The following is a 14,826-nucleotide window of genomic DNA, read 5'->3' as shown; positions in this document are numbered from 1 at the left end:
TTCCAGACGGCCCCGGCCCGGAAACGGTTGTACGCGACAAGCCGGCGTGGCCGAGGATGACCGGATGGCCGTGGACCTGGAGATCCCCGACGGGCTGCGCTGGACCGAGGAAGTCGAGGCGGGCCGGGCATGGCGGGCGGTGCTGCCGGCCCGGCTGGCGGAGTGCGTCGAACGCTGGCAGTTACGGGTGGGACGCCCCTTCCCGTACGCCTTCGCGTCACTGGCCCTGCCGGCCGCGCTGCCCGACGGCACGCCGGCGGTGCTCAAGCTCCAGTACCCGGACCCGGACAGCGTGCACGAGGCGACGGCGCTCGGACACTGGGCCGGGGCGGGGGCGGCCCGGCTGCTCGCGCACGACCCGGACCGGCGGGCGCTGCTGGTGGAGCGGTGCGTGCCCGGCACGCCGCTGCACGAGCTGCCCGCCGACGCGGCGCTGGACGTGGCGGTCGGGCTGCTGCCCCGGCTGTGGCGACCGGCCGGCCCACCGTTCACCCCGCTCGCCGAGGAGGCCGCCGGGTGGTGCGAGCGGCTGCCGGCGAACTGGGAACGGGCCGGCCGGCCGTACGAGCGGCGGCTCCTCGACGCGGCGCTCGGGCTCCTCGGCGACCTCGTCGGCAGTCAGGGCGAGCAGGTGCTGGTCAACCAGGACCTGCACGCCGGCAACGTGCTGCGGGCGACCCGGGAGCCGTGGCTGGTGATCGACCCGAAGCCGCTGACCGGCGAGCGGGAGTTCGGCGTCGTGCCGCTGGTGCGCGGGGCGGAGCTGGGGCACTCGCCGGTCGCCGTCCGGCGCCGGCTGGACCGGCTGAGCGCGGAGCTGGGGCTGGACCGGGAGCGGGTGCGGGGCTGGACGGTCGGGCAGACGCTGGCGTGGAGCATCGGCGAGGGGCAGGTCTTCCCGCAACAGGTCGAGGTGGTCCGCTGGCTGCTCGGCCCGGGGTGAGCGCGGCGGGCGTCAGGCCGGTTGGCAGGTGGGGCACCAGTAGAGGTTGCGGCCGGCCAGCTCGCCCCGGCCCACGGGCGTGCCGCAGACGTGGCAGGGCGCGCCGGGGCGGCGGTAGACGTACACCTCGCCGCCGTGCCGGTCGACCCGGGCGGCGCGGCCCATCGCCTCGGGCAGGTGCGCGTCGCGGACGGTGTCGATCCGGCCGCGCGTGACGGCTTGCCGCATCAGCGTCACCAGGTCGGCCCAGAGTGCGTCCCAGCCGGCTCGGGGCAGCCGCCGCCCCGGCAGCGTCGGCGGCAGCCCGGCCCGGAACAACGCCTCGGTGACGAAGATCAGCCCGGTGCCGGCCACCACCGACTGGTCCAGCAGCAGCGCGGCCAGCGGCGTGGGGCTGCGGGAGATCCGGGCGTACGCCCGGTCGGGGTCGGCGTCGGCGCGCAACGGGTCGGGGCCGAGCCGGCCGCGCAGCGCCGCCACCTCGGGTGGGGTGAGCAGTTCGCAGGCGGCCGGGCCGCGCAGGTCGAGCCAGTGCCGGTCGCTGGTCAGCCGCAGCCGCACCTGGCCGACCGGCTCCGGCGGTTCCCCCGCGCCGTCGGTGAACTTGCCGTAGAGCCCGAGATGGACGTGCAGCGTCAGCTCGCCGGCGTGGTAGTGCAGCAGGTGCTTGCCGTACGCCTCGGTGGCCTCCAGCACCGTGCCGGCGAGCCGGGCCGCGCCCTCGGCGAAGCGGCCCTGCGGGCTGGCGGCGTGCAGCTTGTCGCCGGCGAACAGCTCGGCGTGCCGCGCGGCGAGTCGGTGGATGGTGTGTCCCTCGGGCACGCCGGCAACGGTATCCGGGACGGGGCCGGCGCCGGCGCGGCCGGGTGTCGCGGCGGTCGCGGCTGGGTACCTCGGGTTCGTTACCGCGCGGGCGCCACCCGCTCCATCGGCCGCCGCGCATTCATCAGGAGGTGTGTTGTGGTCAAGATTCCTTCCCTGTCGCGCCGGACGGAGCCGGTGCCGACGGACGACGACGCGGGCGGCCGGGACCGGGCCGAGGACGCGGGCCGGGCCGACCGCCCGGTGGTGTCCGACCGGGACAGCGACCAGGCGACCTACCGCAGCAGCGCCGCGGCGGGAGCCGACGGTCGGGCGACCGGACCCGACGGGCGGGGCGGCGACGCCGAGCGGCGGGCGGCCGAGCGCGCCGCGGTCGCGCGGGCGGCCACCGCCCGGCCGGCCGACGACGACACCCGGCGCAACCCCCGGATCGCCGACGCGGACCCGGCCCTCGAACGGACCGTCGACGGCCGGACGGTCGACCTGGACCGGGACGCGGCGGCGGCGCGGGCCGCCGGGACGGACCGGGACCGCCGGGTGGACCACCCCGTCGACCGGGACGGCGACGGCGTCGCCGACCGCGCCCCGGAGCGGCCGGTGGTCGCCGGCCCGAAGCCCCGGGCCAGCCTGCTCGCCACGCTCGGCCTCGTCGTCGGTGTCGCCGGCGCCCTCTTCGTGCTCACCGGCACCCTCGCCGGGTACGGCATCGGGCTCGGTGCGGTCGGCGCGGTCCTCGCCGTGCTGGGTCTCGTGGCCACCCGGCGCCGGCACATCGCGGGCAAGACCGACGCCCTGCTGGGCATCGCGTTCGGCCTCGGCGCGGTGGTCCTGGGCGTGCTCGCGATGACCGGCCAGTTCGACTGGCCGACCACCGACGGCGACTGGGTGGGGCGCCTGCGGGAGTGGCTCGACTCACAGTTTGCGGACCGCCTCTAGCGGGCACTGTCGGGCTCGCCGGCGGTGCGCCGGCATTGCCGGTGGTTCATCGGCGGCGCCCGACCAGCCTGGTGGTTCACCAGCCGGGCACATCCTTTCGGGGGCGGCGGTTCGCCGCCCCCGAAGTGCGTCCGGGGTCGATCGGTCCCGCACCGGGTCCGACCTCGCACCGGTCCGCCCCGGGCGGCCGACGGACGGGCGGGCGGCGACCGCGGCCCTCTCCCGCCAGGACGCAATGATTCGACGGCTGCACGGTCTCATACGCAACGATCGTCCGCCCCACGCAACCATCACCGGTGGATCCTGTCGGCCCGGCCCGCATAGCGTTGACGGACGGCGCCAGCCCCGTGGGCCGAAGATGGCCGGGGCGCGCCCGACCCTGGGAGCAGGACAATGACGATGGACGCCACCAGCCAGCGCTTCCTGATGTGCCGGCCGACGTACTTCGCCGTCGACTACGCGATCAACCCGTGGATGGACCCGACGGCCCCGGTCGACGCCGACCTCGCCGTCCGGCAGTGGGAGCAGCTGCGCCAGATCTACCGGGACCTGGGCCACACCGTCGAGGAGATCACTCCGGTGCCCGGGCTGCCCGACATGGTCTTCGCCGCCAACGGCGGCACGGTGATCGACGGCAAGGCGATGGCGGTGCAGTTCCGCGACCCGCAGCGCGCCGACGAGGCCCCCGCGTACCGCGCCTGGTTCGAGGCCGCCGGCTTCGAGATGCACGACCCGAAGCACGTCAACGAGGGCGAGGGCGACGTCCTCCTGGCCGGCGACTTCCTGCTGGCCGGCACCGGCTTCCGCACCGCGCACGCCTCGCACGCGCAGCTCCAGGAGGTCTTCGGCTACCCGGTGGTCACCATGCAGCTGGTCGACCCGCGCTTCTACCACCTGGACACCGCGCTCACCGTGCTCGACGAGCGGACCGTGGCCTACCTGCCGGAGGCGTTCTCGCCCGGCAGCCGGGCCGTGCTGCGCCGGCTCTTCCCGGACGCGGTGCACGCCACGCTGGCCGACGCCGAGGTCTTCGGGCTGAACGCGGTCAGCGACGGCCGGCACGTGGTGCTGCCCGCTCAGGCCACCGGCCTGGCCGCGAAGCTGCGCGACCGGGGCTACGAGACCATCGGCGTCGACCTGTCCGAGCTGCGGAAGGCCGGCGGCGGGCCGAAGTGCTGCACGTTGCGACTCCGTCAGGGAAAGGCGAGCAAGTGATCGAGGACATGCTGCGGACGCCGGAGGCGGTCCGCGACGCGGAGCGGTGGACCGCGCACAACTACCACCCGCTGCCGGTGGTCATCTCCTCCGCCGAGGGCTCCTGGTTGACCGACGTGGACGGCCGCCGCTACCTCGACTGCCTGGCCGGCTACTCCGCGCTGAACTTCGGGCACCGGCACCCGCAGCTCGTCGCGGCCGCGCACGCGCAGCTCGACAAGCTGACCCTCACCAGCCGGGCGTTCATCCACGACCAGTTCGCCGACTTCTGCCGGGAGCTGGCCGAGCTCTGCGGCAAGGACCTCGTGCTGCCGATGAACACCGGCGCCGAGGCGGTGGAGACCGGCATCAAGGTGGCCCGCAAGTGGGGCTACCAGGTCAAGGGCGTGACGCCGGGTCAGGCCAACATCGTGGTCGCCGAGGGGAACTTCCACGGCCGCACGACCACCATCGTCAGCTTCTCCACGGATGAGGACGCCCGCGCCGACTTCGGGCCGTACACCCCGGGCTTCACGGTCGTGCCCTACGGCGACCTGGACGCGCTGACCGCCGCCATCGACGAGAACACCGTCGCGGTGCTGCTCGAGCCCATCCAGGGCGAGCAGGGTGTCGTCGTGCCGCCGGAGGGCTACCTGCCGGGCGTACGCCGGGTCTGCACCGAGCGGAACGTGCTCTTCGTCGCCGACGAGATCCAGTCCGGCCTGGGCCGCACCGGCGCCACCTTCGCCTGCGAGCACGAGGGCGTCGTGCCGGACATGTACCTGCTCGGCAAGGCGCTGGGCGGCGGCATCGTGCCGGTCTCCGCGGTGGCCGCGAACTCCGACGTGCTGGGTGTGCTGAAGCCGGGCCAGCACGGCTCGACCTTCGGCGGCAACCCGCTGGCCTGCGCCGTCGCCACCGAGGTGGTCCGGCTGCTGGCCACCGGCGAGTTCCAGCGCCGGTCGACCGAGCTGGGCGCCCGGCTGCACGCCGGCCTCCGGTCGCTGGTCGGCAGGGGCCTGGTCGCCGTGCGGGGCCGCGGACTGTGGGCGGGGCTGGACATCGACCCGGCGCTGATGAGCGGCCGGGAGGCGTGTGAGCGGCTCGCCGAGCGCGGCGTGCTGGCCAAGGACACCCACGGCTCCACCATCCGGCTCGCCCCGCCGCTGGTGATCACCGAGGAGGAGATCGACCACGCGGTGGCCCAGCTCGCCGCCGTGCTGGCCGGCTGACCGTACGACAGCGGCGGGCGTCGGGACCACGGTCCCGGCGCCCGCCGTCGTCTGCCGGCGGTCAGCGGGGCAGGCGCATCGCCATCGTGGGGGCCTCGGCCATCACCGAGTTCGGCGTGTACGGCGCGCCGGCGGGAAGCTCGCCGGGCCGGCCGATCTGCACCCCGGGATAGAGCTCGACCATGTCGCCCTCGGCCACCACCCGCGACTGCTTCGGCGCCAGCGGGACGCGGTCGCTCTCCGCCATCGACCCGCCCGGCCGGATGCCGGAGCCGTTGGTGCTCACGTCGGTCACGATCACCTCGCCGACCCGCAGCTCGAACCGGACGTGGCTGCGGCTGATCCAGCGGCGCGCCTCGTCGTTGAGCCACTGGCCGAGCACGATCCCGCCGGCCTGGTCGGGCGCCCGGCCGACCAGCGCCGGCTGGTCCTCGGTGAGCACGAAGCGGCGCCGGATCAGCCCGCCGACGCGGACGGCCAGGACCTCGCTGCGCGGTCGCGGACCGGCGTCGCCGAGCCGGACGCCGTGCCGCGGGCAGGTGGGCGCGCCACCGCGCAGGGAGGGCGGAGGCTGGGCGGCGGGGCTGCGCTCCACCCGGGCCAGGTCGGCGAAGGACCCGCCGCCCCCGCCGCCGAAGAGCGCGCAGCCCGGCTCCGGGCAGCGCCACTGCCGGGAGAGCAGCTTCACGCCGGCCGGCGACCGGTCGCCGGCGACCGGGGTGTGCCCGCCGCCGACGTGGGCGACGAAGGCCGGCCCGCCGGCGCCCGGCACCGGGGCGAGCACGCGGCCGGGCTGCTCGACCAGCCACGGGTAGCGCCCGCGCAGGCCGTCCGTCCGCACCCGGGTGAGCACCGGCAGCCCGAGCAGGTCGGCCACCTCCAGCATCCGGTCGCCCGGGTTGTCGAGCACCTCGACCAGCCCGTCGTCGGCCCACCGGCGGACCACCATCCGCTCGTTGGAGGTGAGGTCGGCGTCGGAGAGCAGCGCCCGGTGGACGACCGCGTAGACGGGGACGCTGTCCTCCTCCAGCTCCCGGGCGAGGGCGTCGATCACCATGCCGAGGCGGAGCAGGCTGGCCGGCCGGCCGCCGTCGAGGTCCTGGTAGCGGATCACCTCGGCCAGGTCGAGGACGGCCCGGGCCAGCGACGGGTCGGTGCAGACCCGCCCCTCGATGGCGTCGAGCACCTTGCTGATCTCGAATCTCATCGGACGCTCCCCACGATCTCGTCGATCCGCCGGGCCAGTTCCAGATCACGCCGGGTGACCCCGCGCGCCGAGTGCGTCACGCAGCGGAACGTCAGGGTGCGCCAGCGGATGTCGATGTCGGGGTGGTGGTCCAGCTCCTCCGCCGTCACGGCGACCCGGTCGACGACCGCGATGGCCTCCGGGAAACTGGCCAGCTCCACGGTGCGGGTGATCCCGGTCGGGTCTCCCGACCAGCCCGTCAGCCCGCCCAGCTCGTCTCGCACCGCCTCGGCGGTGAGCACGTCTGCCATGGGGAGACCCTACCGGGAGGGGCCGGAACGACGCCGACCAGCGGCGGGAGGTGTGTCCCACCCGGCAGGCGGCGGGGCGGGGCATAGATCCGCGGCTGTGGACGGCGGACGTTAGGCTGACCGGCGGCCCGGCCGGGCCGCGACCGGCGTCGCCCCGGCCCACCCTGCCAGAGGAGATTCTCAGCATGAACACTCGACGGCTGGCGACCACGGGGGTCGCTATCGTCGCCGCGCTCAGCCTCGGTCTCACCGGGTGCGGCACGAAGACGGACGCGGACGCTCCGGCCGGCAACGGCACGGGCGCGGCACCCGCCAGCTCGGCCCCGGCGGACGCCCGCGCCGAGCTGAGCGCCGCCGCGCAGAAGCTCAACCAGCAGAGCGTCCGGATGGAACTGAAGTCGGCGGTCGTCAACGGCAGCGGTGTGATGGACCCGGCCACCAAGACCGGCGACATGACGATGAAGCTGGGCGCGGAGGGCACCTTCCGGATCCTGCTGCTCGGCGACGACGCCTACCTGAAGATCACCGGTATGCAGGGGATGCCGAAGAAGTGGCTGCACATGGACACCACCAAGCTCGGTAAGAGCGGCCAGTTCAACCTGATGCCCGAGGGCGACCCGGGCGGCGCGAAGCAGATGATCGAGAGCGTGGTGGACGTCGAGAAGACCGGCACGGGCAGCTACGCCGGCACCCTCGACTACACCCGCACGAAGGCCGACGACCCGTCCATCAAGGCCCTCGGCGAGAAGGCCAAGGCCGTCCCGTTCACCGCCAAGGTGGACGACCAGGGCCGGCTCGTCGAGTTCGCCATCGACACCAGCGTGCTGCACGAGTCGCTGGGCATGATGACCACCACCTACTCGGACTTCGGCGCCCCGGTCACCGTGAAGAAGCCCGCCGCGAGCGACACGCAGGAGGCCCCGCAGGAGCTGATCGAGTCCATGGGCTCCTGAGCCCGACCGCACGGAGGCGGGGGCGGCGCCGGTCGGCGCCGCCCCCGCCGCGTGTCTCAGCCGCGCAGCGGCCGGCCCACCTCGTGCAGGTGCGCGAGCGCCTGGCGGTACGACTCCACCAGCCCCGTCTCGGCGTACGGGATGCCCCGCTCGACGCAGTACGCGCGCACGATCGGCTGGGCCCGGCGCAGGTTCGCCCGCGGCATGTTCGGGAACAGGTGGTGCTCGATCTGGTAGTTGAGCCCGCCGAGCGCGACGTCGACGAACCGGCCACCCCGGACGTTGCGGGAGGTCAGCACCTGCTTGCGCAGGAAGTCGAAGTCGTCGTCGGCGGTCGGCATCGGCATGCCCTTGTGGTTGGGGGCGAACGAGCAGCCCATGTAGAGGCCCCAGAGTCCCTGGTGGACGGCGACGAACAGCAGCGCCTTGCCCGGGGACATCGCCAGCAGCAGCCCGCCGAGGTAGCCCACCGCGTGCAGGCCCAGCAGCAGCGCCTCCACCCTCCGGTGCCGCATCGGGGTGCGGAACCCGCCGTCCGGCTCCCGCCCGACGACCGCCTGCACGCTCGCCACGTGCAGGGCGAGCCCTTCCAGCAGCAGCATCGGGAAGAACAGCCACGCCTGTCGGCGGGCGAGCCAGCGGTTGACGCCGCGCGTCGCGGCGGCCTGCTCGTACGTCCAGACCAGCGCGCCCGCCCCGACGTCCGGGTCCTCGTCCTCGTGGTTCGGGTTGGCGTGGTGCCGGTTGTGCTTGTCGACCCACCAGCCGTAGCTGAGCCCCACCGCCAGGTTGCCGGTGAGCAGGCCCACCGCCTCGCTCGGGCCGCGCCGGCGGAACATCTGCCGGTGGCCGGCGTCGTGGCCGAGGAACGCGACCTGCGTGGTGGCGACGGCCAGGAACACGGCGACCAGGAGCTGCGCCCACGAGTCCCCGACCAGCCCGACCGCGACCCAGCCCGCCGCGAAGACGCCCAGGGTGAGCACGATCCGCGTCACGTACCGGCCCGGGCGCCGCTCCAGCAGCCCCGCCCCGCTGATCCGCCGGGACAACTGCGAGTAGTCACTGCCCCGCCTTACCGGCGGGTCCGCCACCGCTGCGAGCACCATTGCGGCTCCCGTTCCTCGATCCGGATACCGCGCCGGCCGGCGCGCCCCTGCCGTCCAGTCTCCCGAGCACGGTTGCGCTGAGTAACCCTGTCCACCCCCCGAGCGGGGGTAGGGCAGGCCCTACCCCCGGCCGCCGGGCGCGGATCCCGGCGGTCAGCCCATCCGGCCGACGGCGGCCCGGAGCCGGGCCAGGTCCCGTCGCCGTCGCTCGTACGTGGCGGCGAGGCCGATCAGCGCGAACCCGCCGACGGCCAGGAAGATCCACCGGGGCAGCAGGTCCCACCCGCGGACCAGCTCGTGCAGCGCGAGCAGCGCCAGGGTGACCCCGCCGAGCAGCACCGGCGCCTGCCAGCGACGGGTCGCCCCGGCGAGCACCGTGCCGAGCGCGGCGGCCCCCAGCAGCAGCCGCCGCCACGGCTGGGGATCCGGCGCCACCAGCACCGACACCAGGCTCGGCAGCAGCGCGGCCGCGAGCCCCGGGCCGAGCGCCAGCCAGCTGGTCAGCCCGGGCCGGGTGCGCAGCGCCGCCACGCCCGCCCCGAGGGCCAGCGCCGCCGCCGGCACCGTGTACGCCTCCAGGACCGCCACTCCCCCGGCGGCCAGCAGCAGCCAGCCGCCGAGCAGCTCGCTGCCGCCGGCGATGCCCGCGAACGCCCAGCGGCGGCCCGCCGGCTCGCCCGGGCGCAGCACCCGCAGCGCGACGGCGGCGCCCCACAGCACGCAGACCGCCGCCGCGTGCCGGAGCGCCCCGACCGCGAGCAGCAGCGCGACCAGCGCCACCGCCTGGGCGGCCGCGTCCAGCACCGCCGCCGGGGCGGACCCTTGGCGGGCCGGGGCGGCCCCGACCGGTGCCCGGTGGCCGCCGAGCAGCGCGGCGGCGGCCAGCGTGAGCACCGCGACGGCGAGCACGCTGAACGCGGCCGCCCGCAGCGGCAGCCCGCCGGCCAGCGGTGCGGTGACCGCGAGGCCGGTCGCGGCGGCGACCGCGACCAGGCGACCGACGAGCCGGGCGTCGTCCCGGCGGGCGGCCACACCGACCACGGTCGCCGCCATCACCAGCACGCCCAGGCCGGCGAGCGTGCCCGCCCTGGTGGCCAACAGCCCGAGCAGCCCGGAGGCCGTCAACGCCAGCCCCACCGGCACCCCGACCGGGGCGAGCAGCGGGCGCGGCGCGGCCAGCGCGGCGACCAGCACCGCGACCACCCCGACGGCCAGCGTGGCGGCCGGCGCCACCGGCCACGGCGCGCCGGCGGCGACCAGCAGCACCGGCAGGGCGGTCGCCGCGAACGGCAGCGCGACGAGCGCGGCCCGCCACCACCCGCCGCGCGCCGATGCTCCGCCGCCGGCCCCGGCGGCGCCTGGCATGCCGGCACCGGACCCGAACGCACCCGGCGTGCCAGCACCGCCCCCGACGGCGCCAGATTTGCCGGCACCGGTCCAGACCGCGCCCGGGACAGTTCGATCGGGCCTTGCCGCCAGCAGCGCGGCCACCGCCAGCGCGGCCAGCGCCACGCCGACCGGGAACGCCTCCGGGACGGGCTCGACCGCGGGCGCCCCGGACCAGGGCGACACCCCGCCGTACGGGGCAAGGAGCACCGTCAACGCCACCGGCGCGGCGGCGGCGAGGGAGACCACCAGCAGCCCGACGCCGGCCACCCGCAGGACGGTGTCGGAGCGCGCCGCACCGCTCAGCGTCACCAGCAGGACCGCCACGGCGGCGTAGAGCGCCACCGATTCGTCGGCCGGTACGACCACCGGCGCCAACCCGACCGGCGCGACCGCGACGGCGAGCCCGACGGAGGCGTACGCCCGCAGGTCGGGCCAGTGTCGGCGGACCGCGAGCAGCCCGACCGGCAGCACCGCGACGGCGGCCAGCGCCGCCCGCGCCTGCCACCAGGCCGGCGCTCCGGCCGCGATCAGGGCGACGGCCGCGACGGCCGGCACCGCGGGCGACGCGACGGCCAGGGACACCCCGGCGATCCCGCGCTGGACGGCCGTGCCGCGCCGCCCGGCGGCGGCCACGGCGAGCCCGGCGGCCAGGACCACCGCGAGCGCCGCCCCCGCCCCGCCGGGGGCGGCGAACCCCACCAGCAGCCCGTGCCCGAGCAGGAGGGCTCCGGACGCCGCCGCCGTCACCGCCGTCCCGGACCGGGCGCCGGGCCGCCCCACCCCGACGGCCAGCAGGCCCACCCCGGCCGCCAGGTCCAGGGCCACCACGGCGGGCCACGGCGACGGCCAGCCGGCGGGCACGGCGAGCACGGTGGCCGCCACGGCGAACGCGGCCAGCGCCGACCGGGCGGCCCGGGGCAGCAGCAGCCCCACGGCCGCCAGGGCCAGCGCGATCACCACCGGCAACTGCCAACCCCGGGCGATGTCCGGCCCGGCGGCGGCGCCGTGCCACGGCGGCAGCGACCGACCGACCGCACCGCCGGCGAGCACCACGGCCCCCAGCACGGCGAGCTGGGCGGCCCCCCCGGCCACCAGCAGCGCGCCGACCCGGGGACCGGTCCGCCAGCCGGCGGGCAGCAGCCGCACCGCGCCGGCCAGCGCCACCACGACCAGCGCCGTGAGCACCGGTGCCGCCCCCAGCTCCGCGACGGGGCGGACGACCGCCCCGGCCAGCACCGGCACCAGCAGCCCGGCGGCGACGGCGCGGAACACCCGACCGCCGGTGAGCACCGCCGCGCCGAGCAACGTCAGCGCCACCAGCAGCAGCGGCCCCCCGGCCAGCAGCGGGGTGCCGGCGGCCCGGCCGAGGGCCAGCGGCACCAGCGCGCAGCTCGCGGCCACGGCCAGCGCGCCGGCGTACCCGATCCAGGCGACGACGCGCCCGGCGGTGACCGCCGGACGCTCCCCCGATCCGCCCACCGCACCGGGTGGCGCGACGGCCGGACCGGGCGGCGCGACCGTCGGCACCGCCACCGCCGGCGTGGGTGCCCCGGCCCCGGGGGACGCGGCCGTCGGTGCCCCGCCGGCCCGGGTCGCGGCGCCACCCGCCGGGCCGCCCCGAGGCCGCAGCGCGACCAGCACCGCCAGGTCGAGCAGCGCCACCCCGACGAAGACCACCGCCCAGCCGGCGGCGTCCGGCCGGGCCCCGACGGCGAGCAGGGGCAGCACCGGATGCGCGGTCACCAGAGCCGCGAACCACGGCACGGTCAGCCCGCTGAGCCGGGCGTAGCCGGCCGCGACCGCCGCGCCGGCCCCCCCGACCAGCGCGGCGTAGCGGGTGCCGGGCCAGCCGGCCACCCCGAACAGGTCCACCGTCCACGCGGCGTACCCGTCGAGGAGCACCAGCAGCAGCCCCACCGCGGCGAAGGTCTCCGCCGTGCCGCGCAGCCCCCGCCGCACCGCCACCAGCGGCGCGGCCAGGGCGAGCGCGGTGAACGCGGCCAGGATCAGGGCCCGGCCGGCGACCCCGACCGCCGCCCAGGCGACCGCCGTGAAGACCACCGCCGCAGTGCCCAGCAGCAGTCCGCCGAGGACGAAGAGCAGGCTCTGGACCGTCCGGGTGGAGGTCTCCGCCCCGCCCACGGCGGCCGGCGCGGGAACCGGCGCGACCGGCCCCCCGACGGGCCACGCCGGCGCCGGGCGGGCCGGCGCGGATGCCGGGACGGCGGCGGGAACCGGACGCGCGGCGGGGCCGGGGAACTCCGCCCGGATCGCGGCGGCCAGCTCCGCCCGGCGCCGCCGGCTCGCCGCCAGCCGGTCGACGAGCCCCTGGTACGTCGCGCGGGCCCGCTCGACCTCGCCGCCGAGCGCGACGATCTCCCGGTCGAGCCGAATCACCTCGGCGGCGGCCGGGTACGGCGGTCGCCCGCAACCGGAGCAGCCGGAGCCGAGGGAGGCCGGCGCGCCGCAGGCGGGACAGGGGTAACCGGTGTTGTGCACCCGGCCATTGTCGGCCGGCTCCCGTCACCGCCCCAGAGTGCGCGTACTCAGGGCCGGGTGTGCTCGTGCACCCAGGCGGCGTACGCGGGGTCGCCGCTGTCCACCCGGGTCACCAGGATCTCCGGCACCTCGTACGGATGGCTGGCGCGGATCTGCTCCACCAGCGCGGCGGCCCGGTCCGGCGCGGTCTTGAACTGCACCGACCACTCGGTGCTGGTCTCCACCCCGGAACGCCACCAGTAGGTGCTGTCCACCTGGCCGCCCACCTGCGCGCAGGCCGCCAGCCGTCCGGCGACGGCCGCGGCCGCCAGTACGTCGGCGACCGACCGCGCGTCCACCACCGTCGTCACCACGCAGATCTGGTCCACCAGCGCACCCTACGCGGCGCCGTCCCGATTGGCCGCGATCCACTCGTCGATCCGCGCCCACCAGTCGAAGAGCCAGTCGATCCGCTCCTGCCGGCCGGTCGGCACCTCCTCGGGCGGCACCGACCAGAAGCGCATGACGATCCGCTTGTCCATCGGCAGTTCCCGCCACACGTCGGCCACGGTGAGCATCCGGTCCAGGCCGGTGTGCGCCACGAAGATCACCCCGGCGTCGGGGGCGGCGTCCAGGGCCGCGAGCAGCCCGCCGGGCTGCGGGGCGAGCACGTGCCGCATCCGTTCCGCGCGCAGCGCCATGCGCTCCAGGCCCAGCGCGCGCAGCCGCGCGATGGCCCGCAGCCGGCGGCGCGGGGTGAAGTTGCCGCCCTCCGGGAAGATCACGAAGGCGTCGTCGTCGTCCAGGCCCTCGGCCAGGTGCCCGATCTGCTCGGTCACCGAGCCCCGCCCGTCCGGGCCGGGCGCGAGGAAGCGGTTGGGCAGCCGGTTGAGCAGCACGTCGATCGCCGGATCCCACTGGAGGCTGTCCTTGAGCACGATCCGCGGCTCCCGGTTGAACCAGTTCACCAGGGCGTGGATCAGGATGAACGAGTCGCCGGGGCCGGCATGCCGGCAGAGCACCAGTTCCGGCCGGCCGGGCAGGGCCGTGTCGGGGTCGGTGCCCACCACGTCGATGCTCAGGTGCAGCGTCCAGCGGGCCTGCCAGAAGAGCACCCGCAGGAACCAGCCGGCGAGCACGTAGTGGGCCCGCTGGAAGGCTGGCGAGCGGGCCCGCCAGCCGAAGCCGGAGGCGACCCAGAGCCCGAAGAGCGCGAGCAGCGCCGCCGCGTCCCAGACCAGGTAGACGCAGCCGATCCAGAGCAGTCGCAGCGGCCGAAGCCGGCCCGGGACCAGCGGCGAGGCGGCCGCCGCGAGCAGCGCCCAGACCGGCAGGGTGGTCACCACCAGGAAGGCGAGCAGCACCACGCCGGGGGCCAGGAGCACTCGACGCACCCACCGCGGCGGCAGGGGCATCAGCGCTCCACCTGGGTGGCCAGGTAGTGCCGCGAGGCCGTGTAGGCGCGGCTGATTCGCCGCCCCACCGCCGCCATGTCCCGGTACGCCCACGGCGTGTCGTCGCGCGGGTTCAGCCCGCCGGTGGGCAGCACGTGCACCTCCACCCCGTCGGGCAGGGCCGCCATCTCCCGGGCGAACCGGTGCCGCCGGGCGATCTCGAACGCGACCTGGGCGATCTCCCAGGGTCGCCGGGGCGGGGTCAGCTCCCGCTCGATCCGCCCCACCTGGAGTACGAAGATCCGCCCGGCGCCGGCGGCGACGGCCTCGCCGATCGGGATGGAGTTGACGATCCCGCCGTCGACGTAGTGCTGGTCGCCGATCTGGGCGGGCGGCAGCAGCCCCGGCACCGAGGCGGAGGCCAGCACGGCCGGCACCAGCGGACCGCTGTCGAACCAGTGCTCGGCGGCCCGCTCGATGTTCGCGGCGCAGCAGCGGAACGGCACCTGGAGGTCGGCGAAGGTGGTCTCCGCGCCCAGCTCGCTCTCCAGCAGCTTGCGCAGCGGGCGGGGCGAGTGCAGGTGGGTCCGGGCGGCGAACCGGCGCAGTTGCCGGGCCACCGAGTCGCCGTACACCTCACTCGCCTCCGGCGAGGCCCAGAGCCGGACCAGCCGGTCGGTGACCGCCTCGGACGGTTCGGCGGCGACCAGGGCGCCGTTGACCGCCCCGATCGACGTGCCGAGCACCATGTCGGGCCGGATCCCGGCCCGGAACAGGGCCCGCAGCATGCCCACCTCGACCGCGCCGAGGACTCCCCCGCCCCCGAGCACGAACGCCACCGGTCCCCGCGCCATGGCCTCATCCTGGCACGGGCCGGAAAGC

The 14,826-nt window shown here is 76.5% G+C and carries 13 protein-coding genes; 5 read left to right on the top strand and 8 right to left on the bottom strand.

What is annotated here, in order from left to right:
* The first annotated feature begins 46 nt into the window (after positions 1-46).
* Positions 47-943: an aminoglycoside phosphotransferase family protein gene (locus ABZ793_RS20360; protein ID WP_357459427.1), complete on the top strand. Its 897-nt coding sequence runs from the start codon at positions 47-49 to the stop codon at positions 941-943.
* Between the two features lie 12 nt (positions 944-955).
* Here the strand turns inward: ABZ793_RS20360 and ABZ793_RS20355 are convergent, their stop codons facing one another.
* Complete coding sequence (locus ABZ793_RS20355) at positions 956-1,765, bottom strand: DNA-formamidopyrimidine glycosylase family protein (protein WP_357459424.1); 810 nt, start codon at positions 1,763-1,765, stop codon at positions 956-958.
* A gap of 138 nt (positions 1,766-1,903) precedes the next feature.
* Between ABZ793_RS20355 and ABZ793_RS20350 the strand changes: the two genes are divergently transcribed.
* The 3 genes from ABZ793_RS20350 (at position 1,904) to rocD (ending at position 5,127) form a co-directional block, all read left to right on the top strand.
* Positions 1,904-2,701 (top strand): UbiA family prenyltransferase, encoded by a 798-nt coding sequence (locus tag ABZ793_RS20350; protein WP_357459421.1) that lies wholly within the window; start codon positions 1,904-1,906, stop codon positions 2,699-2,701.
* Positions 2,702-3,100: 399 nt separating this feature from the next.
* Complete coding sequence (ddaH, locus tag ABZ793_RS20345; RefSeq protein WP_357459589.1) at positions 3,101-3,916, top strand: dimethylargininase; 816 nt, start codon at positions 3,101-3,103, stop codon at positions 3,914-3,916.
* Positions 3,913-5,127 carry an ornithine--oxo-acid transaminase gene (gene rocD / locus ABZ793_RS20340; RefSeq protein ID WP_357459417.1) on the top strand — a complete coding sequence of 405 codons (1,215 nt, stop codon included), beginning with the start codon at positions 3,913-3,915 and terminating at the stop codon, positions 5,125-5,127. Before ddaH ends, rocD begins: the two co-directional genes overlap by 4 nt.
* A 61-nt stretch (positions 5,128-5,188) precedes the next feature.
* On the opposite strand, the gene ABZ793_RS20335 is transcribed toward rocD, so the two are convergent.
* Together ABZ793_RS20335 and ABZ793_RS20330 are read right to left on the bottom strand one after the other, a co-directional pair.
* Positions 5,189-6,334 (bottom strand): FHA domain-containing protein, encoded by a 1,146-nt coding sequence (locus ABZ793_RS20335; protein WP_357459414.1) that lies wholly within the window; start codon positions 6,332-6,334, stop codon positions 5,189-5,191.
* Complete coding sequence (locus ABZ793_RS20330; RefSeq protein ID WP_357459411.1) at positions 6,331-6,624, bottom strand: 4a-hydroxytetrahydrobiopterin dehydratase; 294 nt, start codon at positions 6,622-6,624, stop codon at positions 6,331-6,333. The genes ABZ793_RS20335 and ABZ793_RS20330 overlap by 4 nt, the downstream gene beginning before the upstream one ends.
* Before the next feature lie 185 nt (positions 6,625-6,809).
* Between ABZ793_RS20330 and ABZ793_RS20325 the strand changes: the two genes are divergently transcribed.
* Entirely contained in the window at positions 6,810-7,577 is a 768-nt protein-coding gene (locus ABZ793_RS20325) for a hypothetical protein (RefSeq protein WP_357459409.1), read from the top strand.
* 56 nt (positions 7,578-7,633) lie between these two features.
* On the opposite strand, the gene ABZ793_RS20320 is transcribed toward ABZ793_RS20325, so the two are convergent.
* The 5 genes from ABZ793_RS20320 to ABZ793_RS20300 all read right to left on the bottom strand — a co-directional run bounded on the left by ABZ793_RS20320 (position 7,634) and on the right by ABZ793_RS20300 (position 14,798).
* Positions 7,634-8,683: an acyl-CoA desaturase gene (locus ABZ793_RS20320; RefSeq protein WP_357459407.1), complete on the bottom strand. Its 1,050-nt coding sequence runs from the start codon at positions 8,681-8,683 to the stop codon at positions 7,634-7,636.
* Positions 8,684-8,836: 153 nt separating this feature from the next.
* Positions 8,837-12,571 (bottom strand): hypothetical protein, encoded by a 3,735-nt coding sequence (locus ABZ793_RS20315; RefSeq protein ID WP_357459404.1) that lies wholly within the window; start codon positions 12,569-12,571, stop codon positions 8,837-8,839.
* 47 nt (positions 12,572-12,618) lie between these two features.
* Positions 12,619-12,939 (bottom strand): divalent-cation tolerance protein CutA, encoded by a 321-nt coding sequence (gene cutA, locus ABZ793_RS20310; protein ID WP_350703705.1) that lies wholly within the window; start codon positions 12,937-12,939, stop codon positions 12,619-12,621.
* A gap of 9 nt (positions 12,940-12,948) precedes the next feature.
* The gene (locus ABZ793_RS20305; protein WP_357459401.1) at positions 12,949-13,965 is read right to left on the bottom strand and encodes a 1-acyl-sn-glycerol-3-phosphate acyltransferase; all 1,017 of its coding nucleotides are present in this window, start codon (positions 13,963-13,965) and stop codon (positions 12,949-12,951) included.
* Positions 13,965-14,798, bottom strand: coding sequence for a patatin-like phospholipase family protein (locus tag ABZ793_RS20300; RefSeq protein WP_357459398.1), 834 nt, complete (start codon positions 14,796-14,798; stop codon positions 13,965-13,967). Before ABZ793_RS20300 ends, ABZ793_RS20305 begins: the two co-directional genes overlap by 1 nt.
* Between the last annotated feature and the right edge of the window lie 28 nt (positions 14,799-14,826).

Source organism: Micromonospora sp. NPDC047465, assembly GCF_040643125.1.
In the GTDB taxonomy this organism is placed as follows: domain Bacteria; phylum Actinomycetota; class Actinomycetes; order Mycobacteriales; family Micromonosporaceae; genus Micromonospora.
Note: the sequence above shows the minus strand (reverse complement) of the source record. Positions and strands in the feature narration are given on the sequence as shown.